Origin of the sequence: Burkholderia diffusa (genome assembly GCF_001718315.1) — a bacterium.
GTDB classification, from domain to species: Bacteria; Pseudomonadota; Gammaproteobacteria; order Burkholderiales; family Burkholderiaceae; genus Burkholderia; species Burkholderia diffusa_B.
The window spans coordinates 80539-93285 of the sequence record NZ_CP013362.1; the positions used below are offsets into that span (position 1 = coordinate 80539).

10 protein-coding genes are annotated in these 12747 nt (G+C 66.0%); 8 read left to right on the top strand and 2 right to left on the bottom strand.

From position 1 onward, the window contains the following. Window positions 1-116: 116 nt before the first annotated feature. Window positions 117-1412 carry a GTP-binding protein gene (locus tag WI26_RS00355; protein WP_069224958.1) on the top strand — a complete coding sequence of 432 codons (1296 nt, stop codon included), beginning with the start codon at window positions 117-119 and terminating at the stop codon, window positions 1410-1412. Between the two features lie 134 nt (window positions 1413-1546). Here the strand turns inward: WI26_RS00355 and WI26_RS00360 are convergent, their stop codons facing one another. Next, complete coding sequence (locus WI26_RS00360) at window positions 1547-1825, bottom strand: HU family DNA-binding protein (protein ID WP_006401505.1); 279 nt, start codon at window positions 1823-1825, stop codon at window positions 1547-1549. 389 nt (window positions 1826-2214) lie between these two features. On the opposite strand from WI26_RS00360, the gene mnmC reads away from it, so the two are divergent. From mnmC to WI26_RS00395, 7 genes are all read left to right on the top strand, one after another. Further along, window positions 2215-4173, top strand: coding sequence for a bifunctional tRNA (5-methylaminomethyl-2-thiouridine)(34)-methyltransferase MnmD/FAD-dependent 5-carboxymethylaminomethyl-2-thiouridine(34) oxidoreductase MnmC (gene mnmC, locus WI26_RS00365; protein ID WP_069224959.1), 1959 nt, complete (start codon window positions 2215-2217; stop codon window positions 4171-4173). Window positions 4174-4848: 675 nt separating this feature from the next. Continuing rightward, window positions 4849-6063, top strand: a complete 1215-nt coding sequence (locus WI26_RS00370) for a cation:proton antiporter (RefSeq protein ID WP_059452547.1) — start codon at window positions 4849-4851, stop codon at window positions 6061-6063. A gap of 15 nt (window positions 6064-6078) precedes the next feature. Beyond that, window positions 6079-7194: a YbdK family carboxylate-amine ligase gene (locus tag WI26_RS00375; protein WP_006490006.1), complete on the top strand. Its 1116-nt coding sequence runs from the start codon at window positions 6079-6081 to the stop codon at window positions 7192-7194. Between the two features lie 505 nt (window positions 7195-7699). Further along, window positions 7700-8338 carry a MarR family winged helix-turn-helix transcriptional regulator gene (locus WI26_RS00380; RefSeq protein ID WP_044845216.1) on the top strand — a complete coding sequence of 213 codons (639 nt, stop codon included), beginning with the start codon at window positions 7700-7702 and terminating at the stop codon, window positions 8336-8338. A 28-nt stretch (window positions 8339-8366) separates the two neighbouring features. After that, the gene (locus tag WI26_RS00385) at window positions 8367-9077 is read left to right on the top strand and encodes a glutamine amidotransferase (RefSeq protein ID WP_059465993.1); all 711 of its coding nucleotides are present in this window, start codon (window positions 8367-8369) and stop codon (window positions 9075-9077) included. A gap of 201 nt (window positions 9078-9278) precedes the next feature. Then, on the top strand, window positions 9279-10391 hold the full coding sequence (locus WI26_RS00390; RefSeq protein WP_069224960.1) for an NADH:flavin oxidoreductase/NADH oxidase: 1113 nt from the start codon (window positions 9279-9281) through the stop codon (window positions 10389-10391). Between the two features lie 188 nt (window positions 10392-10579). Next, window positions 10580-11110, top strand: a complete 531-nt coding sequence (locus WI26_RS00395; protein WP_059465968.1) for an SET domain-containing protein — start codon at window positions 10580-10582, stop codon at window positions 11108-11110. An 84-nt stretch (window positions 11111-11194) separates the two neighbouring features. Here WI26_RS00395 and WI26_RS00400 read toward each other — a convergent pair whose 3' ends face one another. Beyond that, a complete protein-coding gene (locus WI26_RS00400) occupies window positions 11195-12679 on the bottom strand; it encodes a sensor histidine kinase (RefSeq protein ID WP_069224961.1) in 1485 nt (494 codons plus the stop codon). Window positions 12680-12747 lie beyond the last annotated feature (68 nt).

A 12747-nucleotide genomic window follows, 5' to 3' on the forward strand; every position in this document is an offset into this window, starting at 1 on the left:
CAATGCGAGTCTCACGCCGCGATTTCGACCGGCCCCGGGCGACCGGCTCCGGGCCGATCGCGCCCCGCCAGGGCGCCGCGGCCGCGTTTCCCTCTTTTCCGTTGGTGCAAATCGCTATGAATCCGGCAATGAACCAGCCGTTGCCCGTCACCGTGCTGTCCGGTTTCCTCGGCGCCGGCAAGACCACGCTGCTTAATCACATCCTCGCGAACCGCGCGGGCCTGAAAGTCGCCGTGATCGTCAATGATCTCGCGGCGGTCAACATCGACGCGTCGCTCGTGCGCGATGCGCAGGCGCTGTCGCATGTCGAGGAGCGTCTCGTCGAGATGTCGAACGGCTGCATCTGCTGCACGCTGCGCGACGACCTGCTCGTCGAGATCCGCAATCTCGCGGCGGAGGGCCGCTTCGATGCGATCGTGATCGAATCGACCGGCATCGCGGAGCCGATGCCGATCGCCGAAACCTTCACGTTCGTCGACGACGACGGCGCGTCGCTGTCGAGCGTCGCGCGGCTAGACACGCTCGTCACCGTGGTCGACGCCTACAATTTCCTGCGCGACTACGGCTCCGACGACGCGCTCGCGGCGCGCGGCATCGCCGCATCGGACGAAGACGATCGCACGCTCGTCGAGTTGCTGATCGAGCAGATCGAATTCTGCGACGTGCTGGTCATCAACAAGGCCGACCTCGTCGGCGCGGACGAACTCGCGCGCCTGCAGCGCATTCTTGCGCGGCTCAACCCGCGCGCGCACCAGGTCGTGTCGACGTTCGGCAACGTGCCGCTCGTCGAAGTGCTGAACACCGCCCGCTTCGATTTCGACGAAGCCGCGAATGCGCCGGGCTGGCTCGCATCGCTCGATCACGATCACACGCACGGCGACGATCCGCATCACGCGCACGTGCATGGCGAGGCCGACGAATTCGGCATCGGCAATTTTGTTTACCGCGCGCGCCGGCCGTTTCATCCGGCACGGCTCTGGGCGCTGCTGCATCAGGAGTGGCCGGGCGTGCTGCGCAGCAAGGGCTTCTTCTGGCTCGCGACGCGCAACGACATCGCGGGTTCGCTGTCGCAGGCGGGCGGTGTGTGCCGGCATGGCCCCGCAGGCCTCTGGTGGGCCGCACAGGATCGCGCGGAATGGCCGGACGACGACGAGCTGCTCGCCGAAATTCGCGCGGAGTGGCAGGGCGACCTCGACGACCGCTCGGTCGGTGATCGCCGTCAGGAGCTCGTGCTGATCGGCATCGGGCTCGATGCCGACGCATGGCGCGCGAAACTCGACGCATGCCTGCTCACCGATGCGGAATTCGCGCTCGGCGCAACTCAATGGAGCGCATTCGACGATCCGTTCCCGGCATGGGATGTCGATGCGCACGACGACGACGATCCCGACGCGCAGATCGTGCATGCGTAACGCACGGTAAAAAACGCGCGGCGAAAGGCAACCGTTAAATCTTGCAAGAGTGGCGCGAACTGTGGCGAAAATGCCGCGCGCGCCCAACAAAAAACCCGCCTGAAGGCGGGTTTTTTTCTGGAACAGGCGCTGGATTAACGCTTGTTGACGGCGTCCTTGAACGCCTTGCCAGCCGTGAACTTGACCGTCTTGGCTGCCGGGATCTTGATGGTTTCGCCCGTCTTCGGGTTGCGGCCCGTACGTGCTGCGCGCTTGCCCGAACCGAAGCTGCCGAAGCCGATCAGCTGAACCGCATCACCCTTCGACACGGCCTTCTTGATGACTTCGAGCAGCGTGTCCAGCGTTTCGCCGGTTTGAGCCTTGCTGGCGCCCGTTTGGGCGGCGACGGCGTCGATCAGTTCCTGTTTGTTCATTAAGGTTCCTTTTTCAGGTTAGGTTTGACACGAACAGCGCGAACGCGCCGATTATACGTGCGCGAACCGTGCCGTCGAGAGTCAGACTCCGACGACACAGCGCCGAATCCTGGCCCGCGCGACGTGCCGTCCGGCTTGCCGGCGGCCACCCCGCGGTACGGCGTTGCTATGATAGCGCAGCGCAAACCCAATAACGACAAGGGTTTCAAAGATTTTCATCGGTATTTCGCCGAATGAATCGTCGATTGCCCGTTTTTTGACCTGCGCCAACCGGACAGGATACGCAGCCGGGTCCGCCGTCGCGCAACGCCGTTGGTTTTTGCCAACGGCCGACCGGACGCCTCCGCGCAATCCCTTGCCAGGCTTGGCTGCCACGTTTTTTGTTTCGCATGCCCGACCGACTCGTTCCCGCCACGCTCGTCCGCCGTGACGACGGCATTCTCGTCTCGCCCGAGTATGGCGAGCTCCCTCGCGACGCGTCGCGCGCACGCGCGCACGCCGGCCGGATGCTCGCCGGCAACGGGCTGCCGGCCCGCTGGCAGGGCCGCCGGACGTTCACGATCGTCGAGACGGGTTTCGGTGCAGGCGGCCGGTTTCTCGCGACGTGGGCCGCGTGGCGCGACGATCCCGCACGCTGCGAGCGGCTGCATTTCGTCGCAATCGAACCGCATCCATTCTCGCGTGAGGACCTGCGGCGAGCCGCTTCATATATCGTTGCGAACACAACCATTTCCGAAAGTGTCGATGCACTGGTCGCTGCGTGGCCGATGCACGTACCCGGCCTGCACCGTCTCGAATTCGACAAAGGCCGCGTGGTGCTCACGCTCGCGTTCGGCGATGCGCACGGCATGTTGCAACAGCTCGTCGCCCGCGCGGATGCGTTCTATCTCGGCAATGCGGTGCAGGCCGCGCACGGCGATCTGCTGTCGCCCGACATGACGCGCGCACTCGCGCGCATCGCAGGCGATGGGGCGACCTATGCGACGCATTCTCGCGACGACGCGTTGAAACAAGCGCTCGAAGAAGCAGGTTTCACGAGTCGCGACGTCGACGATTGCGCAGGTGAGCCCGCGTTACGCGTCGGCGAATACGCACCGCGCTGGCGGATGCGCCGGCACGAACCACCGCGCGCATTGCCGGTTGCCGCGCGCGATGCGATCGTGATCGGCGCAGGTCTGGCGGGCTGTGCGGTCGTCGAACGGCTCGCCGCTCGTGGCTGGAACGTCACGCTGATCGAGCGGCACGCGCGGATCGCCAGCGATGCATCGGGCAATCCGGCCGGCGTATTCCATCCGCTGATGACGCGCGACGACAACGTCGCGAGCCGGCTCACGCGCAGCGGTTTCATGCATGCGCTCGCACGCTGGCGCGCGCTCGAGCGTGCGGGCCACGCGTTCGCGCGCAGCACACGCGGGATGATCCATCTCGCGGAATCGGCCGACGATTTCGTGCGGATGCGCGATGCGTTCGACGCGCTCGGCGCGCCGTCCGACTACGTATCGTTGCTCGACACCGACGCCGCGCGCGCGCATCTGAACCTGCCTGTCGCACATGGCGGCCTGCTGTTTCCGCACGGCGGCGCCGTATGGCCGGCAGCGCTCTGCGCTGCGCAGGTCGCGGCGTCCGGCGAGCGCGTGAAGCTGCTGGCCGGCACTGAAGTCGCTCGACTCGAGCGTGATGGCGACACGTGGCGCGCTGTCGATGCGGCAGGTGCGACGCTTGCGGAAGCACCGGTCGTCGTGCTCGCGAACGCGGGCGATGCCGTGCGTCTCGCCGGCCTCCGGCATGTGTCGCTGCAACCGGTGCGCGGCCAGCTCACGCTGCTGCCACCCGGCAGCACGGCGCCGCTGCCGTGCCCGGCGATTGGCGACGGCTACGCGGTGCCGCTCGACGACGGCACGCTGCTGATCGGTGCGACGTTCGAACCCGACGACCTCGATCCAGCGCTTCGCACCGCCGGACATGTCGAAAATATCGCGCGCGTGCGGCATTTGCTGCCCGGCCTGATCGGCGAGTTGCCGGACGTCGGGACGCTGCGCGGGCGCGTCGCGTTTCGCTGGGTCGTCGCGGACCGTGTGCCGGTGATCGGCCCGCTTGCCGATGAAGCGCTGACCGTCGCGAACGCACGCGCGCTAAGCGGTGCGAAGGCGCGCGACCTGCCACGCACCGCGGGCCTCTACGGCGCATTCGGCTACGGCTCGCGCGGCCTGGTGTGGGCGGCGCTCGGCGCCGAGCTGATCGCGTCGCAACTCGAAGGCGAGCCGCTGCCGCTCGAGCGCGAACTCGCCGATGCCGTCGACCCGGCCCGGTTCCTGATCCGCGCGCTGCGCGGCCGCCAGATAGGCTGATCTCGCTGGTCGAATCCTCACAGTGCTTCGATTTTTTCGCGCAAGGTTATCCACTCGACGCTGTGGATAACCGCGCGAATTCCGCACGCAGTTCGTGTGCAATCACAGTGGACGTAAACTGGGCAACTCGGCACAGTCATCGGGCGGCCCGAAAGTTGCTCAACTCAAACCTCTGTGAGCAAACAGCCTGTGCAACGGGTTATGGCTGTGCCAACACCTTGATCTTGTTGCGTAAACCGAAGTTATCCACAGAACTGTGCGCGCCTTGTTAACTTCTACTACGTATATATACAAGTAAACCATTGAAACCAAAGACCTGTGACGCCTCACAGGCCCGCGAGTCGATTCGGTCGGTTCCGGAGCGAAAAAGCTGTGGCACAATCGGTTTCCTTCGCGTTCGTTCGGCCAGGCGCCGGACATGCTTCAATGGAACGGTCGGCACGTTTTCGAATCTGAATCTTCGAGACTGCGCAGTCCGTTCACACACCAGGCCGACAATCCAGATCGGCAGCCTGAACGACAGTTCCGCCGGACGGCGGAAAAAGGCGGATCCCATGTCCCGCCGTCGTCGACCACAACAATCACATTCGGGGCGATACCCAGCCGGCGCGCATCTCATTTCTGACGCTTGAACCCGCGCCGCTGGCGATTGCTTCCAAAGGAGAAGTCACCACGATGAAGTCGGCGTTCTCATTCCTGCCCAACTGGCCGCTCGCGCCGGATGCCGTGTTCTGGGCCGGGCTCGCGTTGTTCGCGGCCGGTCTGTGCGGCGAGCTGTGCTACCGCGCATGGCGGTTGCCGCGCATCACCGGCTATGCGGTGATCGGCCTCATCGCCGGTTCGTTCGGATTCGGCGTGATCGACGCGAGCACCGACGAAACCTCGCGGCTGCTGATCGACGTCGCGCTCGGCCTGCTGCTGTTCGAACTCGGCAGTCGCCTCGACCTGAAATGGATTCGCCGCAATCCGTGGCTCATTGCGTCGAGCCTTGCCGAGGCGACGCTGACGTTCGTGCTCGTGCTGTTCGTGATGCTCGCGCTCGGCGTGTCGGGCATGGTCGCGCTCGTGCTGTCGGCGATCGCGATCGCGACATCGCCGTCGATGGTGATCCAGCTCAAGACCGAATTGCGCGCGGAAGGGCAGGTGTCGCAGCGCCTCATCACGCTGACCGCGCTGAACAGCGTGTACGCGATCGTGCTGACCAAGCTCGTTACGAGCTGGCTCCATCAGGAGGCGTACGGGAACGTTTTCGCGACGATCCTGCAACCCGTCTACCTGATCGCCGGTTCGTTCATCGTCGCGTACCTCGTCGCGCGTGCATGCAATTACCTGTTCCGTCACATGACCTCGACGATGCGCGACGAGCATTCGTTCGTCGCGCTGTTCGGGCTCGTGATGCTCGCGATCGCGGTGGCGCAGGCGCTGAAGCTGTCGACGCTGCTCACGCTGCTGCTCGCCGGCATCATCGTGAAGAACCTCGAAGCGCGGCCGCAGCTGTGGCCCGAGCATTTCGGCACGGCCGGCTGGCTGCTGACGGTGGTCCTGTTCGTGCTGACGCTCACGTCGTTCACGTGGGGCGACATCGCACTCGGCGGGCTGCTCGCGATCGTGCTGATCGTCACGCGACTCGTCGCGAAGCTGGCCGGCGTCGTCGCGTTCGCCAAGCCGAGCGGTATCGGGATGAAGCAGGGCATCGCGCTCGGCATCGCGCTCACGCCGATGTCCGCGCTGTCGTATCTGCTCGTCGACGACACCTACCAGCTCTATCCGAATTTCGACCCGCACCTGCGCGCGATCGTGATGTGCACGATCGTGATTTTGCAGCTCGTCAGCCCGTTCGTCGTCTACCGCTGCCTGTCGGCGGTCAGCGAACGCAGCGACGGCAACTGATTTCCGGAACCTGCCATGGCACTCGAAACTTTCGTCAATTCCGAACCGTTTACGTTCGGCGTCGAACTGGAGATCCAGGTCGTCAACACGCACAACTACGACCTGACCAAAGCGGCATCCGACCTGATGCGCCTGATCCAGGGCGAGACCTTCCCCGGCAACATCACGCCCGAAATCACCGAGAGCATGATCGAGCTGTCGACCGGCATCTGCCATTCGCACGAGCAGGCGGTCAGCGAGCTTCATGCGATTCGCGACGTGCTCGTGAAGGCGGCCGACCAGCTCAACGTCGGGCTCGCCGGCGGCGGCACGCACGCGTTCCAGCAGTGGAGCGACCGGCAGATCTACGACGCGCCGCGCTTCCAGTACATCTCCGAGCTGTACGGCTATCTCGCGAAGCAGTTCACCGTGTTCGGCCAGCACGTGCACATCGGCTGTCCCGATCCGGACAGCGCGCTGTTCCTGCTGCACTCGATGTCGCGCTTCATTCCGCACTTCATCGCGCTGTCCGCGTCGTCGCCGTTCGTGCAGAACGTCGACACCGGTTTTCATTCGGCGCGCCTGAATTCGGTGTTCGCGTTCCCGCTGTCGGGCCGCGCGCCGTTCGTGCTGACCTGGGACAGCTTCGAGGAGTACTTCACGAAGATGGTCAACACGGGCGTCGTCAACTCGATGAAGGACTTTTACTGGGACATCCGGCCGAAGCCCGGCTACGGGACCATCGAGGTGCGCGTGATGGACACGCCGCTGTCAGTCGACCGCGCGGCCGCGATCGCCTGCTACATCCAGACGCTCGCGCGTTACCTGTTGACCGATCGGCCGCTGAAGCTGTCGGAGGACGACTATCTCGTCTACACATTCAACCGTTTCGAAGCGTGCCGCTTCGGGCTCGAGGGCACCTGCGTCAATCCTCAGACAGGTGAGCGCCGCACGATCGCGGAAGACATCCTCGACACGCTCGACCGGATCGCGCCGCATGCGGCCGCGCTCGGCTCGCGCGCGGCGCTCGACGAGATCGGCGCGCTCGCGAAGGCGCGCGTGAATGACGCATCGTGGTTGAGAACCGTTTTCAAACAGGAAAAATCGCTGAACGAGACGGTTCGCCAGCAGTGCCTGCGCTGGCGTGAATGAAAAAATGTTTTGCAGATTACAGGCTCGACCGCGCGGCGATTCGCTGAACGCCATTCGACGCCGATTCGTGCGTGGCGCGTCGCCAGTCGTCCTGAGAATCTGTGGATAACCCGATATTCCGCTTCAAAGTCAACGCTCTGCGGGATGGACAACCCGGTGGATCGGTGCGCTCGGCGCGATGGCCGATTCGAACAGGAAAATGTTTGCGCGTTCCGTCGCGGGGCCGGCAGGGATTGCCGGCACAACGAAAAAATCCGGTTATCCAGCGATTTTCCACAGAATGAAGGGGATAACTTAGCTGTGCGATTTTCCGCTCTCGCTTAGAATGTCGGCTTTGCGGACACCGGAACGACCTGTGTCTCACCGGTCGCCGCGAACGCGACCGCCGCGTGTGCCTCGCGACGGCCGTGTCGACGCTCTTCAACGAGCGTCTGTTTTGAGATAGACATTCGATCTCCACACTACGGCTGCTCGGCGATCCGGGCGGCGGCAAAGCGAAAAGACTATGAGCGAAGGCGTTTACGGGAATCAGGCTTCGGGACGTGTGACCCACAGCTTGCTGCGGTTGAGTACGGCCATGCGAAGCCAGGCATGGGATTGGGCGGAAGGTGCAGGCCTCACGCCGACGCAGGGCGAGATCCTCGTGCTGCTGCTGCAACGCAAGGGCCCGATGCGGCTCGGCGAAATCGCGCGCGAGACGCAGCTCACGGCTGCGACCACCAGCGATGCGGTCAGTACGCTCGAGACGAAGGGACTCGTCGAGAAGCGTCGCGCACTGGACGACGGCCGTGCGCTCGCCGTGCGCCTGTCGGCCCGCGGCCGTACCGCGGCGAAGAAGGCGCTGCAATGGCCTGAATTCCTGACGAAAGCGGTCGGCAAGCTCGGCGCGGACGAACAGGGCGCGCTGTACCGCGCGTTGCTGAAGACGCTGCGCGAACTGCAGGTGGCCGGTGCGACGCCGCCGCAGCGCATGTGCCTCACGTGCACGCATTTCCAGCCGGGCAAGCAGTCGAAGAAGACGGTGCATCACTGCGCGGCGCTCGATCTGTCGATGGCCGACAGCGACCTGCGTCTCGACTGTTCGGTGCACGAAGAAGCCGACGCGGCGACGCAAAAGAAGACCTGGAAGGTGTTCGCCGGCTGACGTCCGTCGATCGACCGGGAGGCCGATGATGAACGCGGAAGTGGTGGCGATCCGCCACGTGCATTTCGAGGACCTCGGCAGCTTCGAGCAGGTGCTCGGGGCGCGCGGGCGGCGGGTACGCTACGTCGACGTCGGATCGTCGCGCGTCGAGGCGCTCGACGCGCTCAAGCCGGCGCTGCTCGTGATGCTCGGCGGGCCGCTCAGCGTGTACGAGGATGCGCAGTATCCGTCGATCGCGCCGCTCGCGGCACTCGTGCGCCAGCGCATCGACGCCGGACTGCCGATTATCGGTGTCTGCCTCGGCGCGCAGTTCATCGCACGCGCGCTCGGTGCGCGCGTCTATCCGGCCGCGCAGAAGGAACTCGGCTGGGCGCCGCTGACGCTCACCGACGCCGGCCGCGCATCGCCGCTGCGCCATCTCGACGGCGCGGCAACCTCGATGCTGCACTGGCATGGCGATACGTTCGATCTGCCGGGCGGCGCGATTCATCTCGCATCGACACCCGCGTGCCGCCACCAGGCGTTCACGTGGGGGCAACACGTGCTCGCGTTGCAATGTCATCCTGAAATCCGCACCGACCGTTTCGAACCCTGGCTGATCGGCAACGCAGGTGAAATCGCGTCGACGCCCGGCATCGACGCGCGCCAGTTGCGCGCGGATACCGTTCAGCACGGTCCGGTGCTGGAGACGGCCGCGCGGCGCATGTTCGGCGAGTGGCTCGACAGCGTCGGGCTTTGATTCCGGGCGAGCGGCACCGCGCGTGACCGGCCCGTGGGCATGGCCGGCCGGCGCACGGCCGCACGCCGCGTGCGCGCTGCCTCGATGCCGGTGCGCGCCGGTCCAGCCTGACCATCCGCTTACGGCCGAACCGGCCGCCAGCAGGCTTCGAGCCCGCATGCTACGCTCATCCGCTCATTCCTTTCCTGGCGAGCGGTATCCATGACTGCGCTGTTTTCTCCGTTCACGCTGCGCGGCGTGACCCTTCCGAACCGGATCGTGATCTCTCCGATGTGCCAGTACTCGGCCGAGCGCGGCGAGGCGACCGACTGGCACATGATTCACCTCGGCCATCTCGCGCTGTCCGGCGCGGGCCTGCTCTGCATCGAAGCGACCGCCGTCGAACCCGACGGGCGCATCACGGCCGGCGACCTCGGCCTGTGGGACGACGTGACCGAAGCGGCGCTCGAGCCCGTGTTGGCAGCGATCCGCAAGCATTCGCCGATCCGCGTCGCGATGCAGCTCTCGCATGCGGGGCGCAAGGCGTCGAGCGAGGTGCCGTGGAAGGGCGGCCAGCTCGTGCCCGTCGCCGATGGCGGCTGGTTGCCGCATGCGCCGTCGGCCATTCCACACAAGGACGGCGAGACGCCACCGCTCGCGCTCGACGCGGCCGGCCTGAACCGGATCCGCGACGCGTTCGCGGCCGCCGCGAAGCGTGCCGCGCGCCTCGGCATCGATGCGGTCGAGGTGCACGCGGCGCATGGCTACCTGCTGCATCAATTCCTGTCGCCGCTTTCGAACCAGCGCACCGACGAATACGGCGGCTCGCGCGAAAACCGGATGCGCTTTCCGCTCGAGATCTTCGAGACCGTGCGCGCGGCGTTTCCGGCGGACCGCCCGGTCGGCGTGCGCGTGTCGGCGACCGACTGGGTCGAGGGCGGCTGGGAACTCGACGATACGATCGCGTTCGCGCACGAATTGAAGCAGCGCGGCTGCGACTGGATCGACGTGTCGTCCGGCGGCGTGTCGCCGCTGCAGAAGATTCCGCTGTCGCCCGGTTACCAGGTGCCGTTTGCGCAGGCGGTGAAGCGCGCGGTCGGGATGCCGACGATCGCGGTCGGCCTCATCAACGAGCCCGCGCATGCGAACCGCCTGATCGAGGCGGGCGACGCCGATTTCGTCGCGATGGCGCGCGCGATGCTGTACGACCCGCGCTGGCCGTGGCACGCGGCCGCCGAGCTCGGCGCGCAGGTTTCGGCGCCGCCGCAGTACTGGCGTTCGCAGCCTCGCGAGCACAAGGCGTTGTTCGGCGACATCGCATTCGGCCAGCGTTGAGCGTCATGCGCGCGATATTGCGCGCGATGTTGAACGAAGCAATCTTGAACGTGTAGGATGCGGGTGATTCGCCGCATGCCCCGACGCGGCACCGACCGGTGCCGCGTTTTCGTTTCGCGCGACGCAGGGCCGCGCAACACGCAAATGCGGTCGTCTTCCATTCAAGTCGTCTTCAAAGGATTCGTTCGATGAGTTCACGCAGGATCGCGGTACGCCGCTCGGGAGTACACGGCAAGGGCGTGTTCGCGGTGGAGCCGATCAAGGCCGGCGAGCGCGTAGTGGAATACAAGGGCGAGCGAATTTCGTGGAAGGAAGCGCTGCGCCGCCATCCGCACGACCCGAACGAGCCGAACCATACGTTCTACTTCGCACTGGAAGAGGGCGGCGTGATCGACGGCAAGATCGACGGCAACAGCGCGCGCTGGATCAACCATTCGTGCGCGCCGAACTGCGAGGCCGAGGAGATCAAGGGCCGCGTGTTCATCCACGCGCTGCGCGATATCGGGCCGGAAGAAGAGCTGTTCTACGACTATGGCCTCGTGATCGACGAGAAGCTGACGAAGAAGCTCAAGCGCGAATACGCGTGCCATTGCGGCGCGGCAGCGTGCCGCGGCACGCTGCTCGCCACGCCGGACGACGACGGCAAGAAGAAAAAGAAGAAGGACAAGAAGGAAGGCAAGTCCGAGTCCGGCGTGAAGGACAAGAAAAAGAAGAAGTGACGGCAGGGGCCGCGCATCACGCGCGGCCGCTTCACCGGCCCGCCGCGGCGCGCCGGTCCTTCCTTTCCGGCGTGCGTATGCGATTCAGTGCGTCGGCGTCGCAGCCGGCGTCTCGTTTGCCGGCTTCGCGGTGCGCTCGGCGAGCGGCACCCGCACGACGAAACGCGAACCGCCCTCCGATGCATCCTCGTACGACACCGTGCCGCCGTGCATCGCGATGATGTCGTGCACGATCGCGAGCCCGAGCCCGGCGCCCGTCTCGACGCCGTTGCCGCTCTGCGCATCGCCGCGGAAGAAGCGCTTGAACAGGTCGGCCTGTTGGCCGGCCGGTACGCCCGGGCCGTTGTCCTCGACGACGATCTCCGCGGCCGGCTGGCCGTCGTCGAGCTTGCCGCGCGCGACGTTCACCGTGATGCGCGCGCCAACCGGCCGTGCGAGCGGCACGTATTTCAGCGCATTGTCGAGCAGGTTCGCGATTACCTCGCGCAGCAGCACGGGGTTGCCGCGCACGTTCAGCGTTTCGTCTTCGCCGGGATCGTCGCTGCGCTGGAAGCCAAGATCGACATGCGATGCGAGTGCGCGCGGCACCCACTCGGCGCCCGTCTCGAACGCCATCGCGGCCAGGTCGACGTCGACGAAACGCGCGGCCTGTTCGCCCGGCTCCGCGCGCGCGAGCGACAGCAGCTGGTTCGACAGCCGCACCGCGCGGTCGGCGGCCGCGCGCAGTTCGCGCACCGCGGCGTAGGTCTGCTGCGGGTCGCGCGCGACAGCGGCCTGCTCGGCATGCAGCTTCACGGCCGTGAGCGGCGTGCGCAACTGGTGCGCGGCATCGGCGATGAACTTGCGCTGCGCGTCGAGCGCGGTCTTCAGGCGGCCAAGCAGCGCGTTCATCGCGCTCGTCAGCGGCCGGATCTCGAGCGGGACGTCGGTTTCGTCGACGGGCTCCAGCGACGTGTGGGTCTGCCGGTTCAGCGAATCGGCGAGATGCGTGAGCGGGCCGAGCTGCTGGTTCACGACGCGCCACACGATGCCCCAGCCCGCGAGCAGCAGCAGCAGCAGCGGCATCATGATCGCGACGAGGAATTCGGCCGCGATCCGGTAGCGGTGCCGCACCGGCTGCGCGACCTCGACCACCATCGGCTTGCCGCCCTCGACATCGTCGACGCGCACCTGTGCGACGCGCACCGCGCGATTGTCGTACTCGGCCTCGAACACGTACGCATGATGCATGCGGCGCACATTGATGCCGCGCAACGGCAGCTTCGGATCGCCGGCGAGTTCCTGTTCGCCGTCGCTGATCCGGTAGATCAGGGCCTCTGCAGGATCGGAGAACATCGCTTGCGCGAGCGGCGGCACCGTGAACGGCGCGTCGGGGCCGGCGATCTGGATCTGTTTCGAGATGGCGGTGGCGAGATCGGCGAGCGAGCGGTCGATCACGTGTTGCGTGTATTGCCACGCGAGCCAGTAGGCAATCAGGCCGCTCATCAGCGCGAGCATCGACAGCGGCGCGGCGAGGCGCCTAAGCAGCGAGCGGCGCAGGCTGGTGGTGACAGCCGGATCAGAAGACATTTCGACGGGCAAATGGATAAGCGCCGCTCACGGGGAGCGGCGCGAACGTGCGTCGGACGGCGACGCGG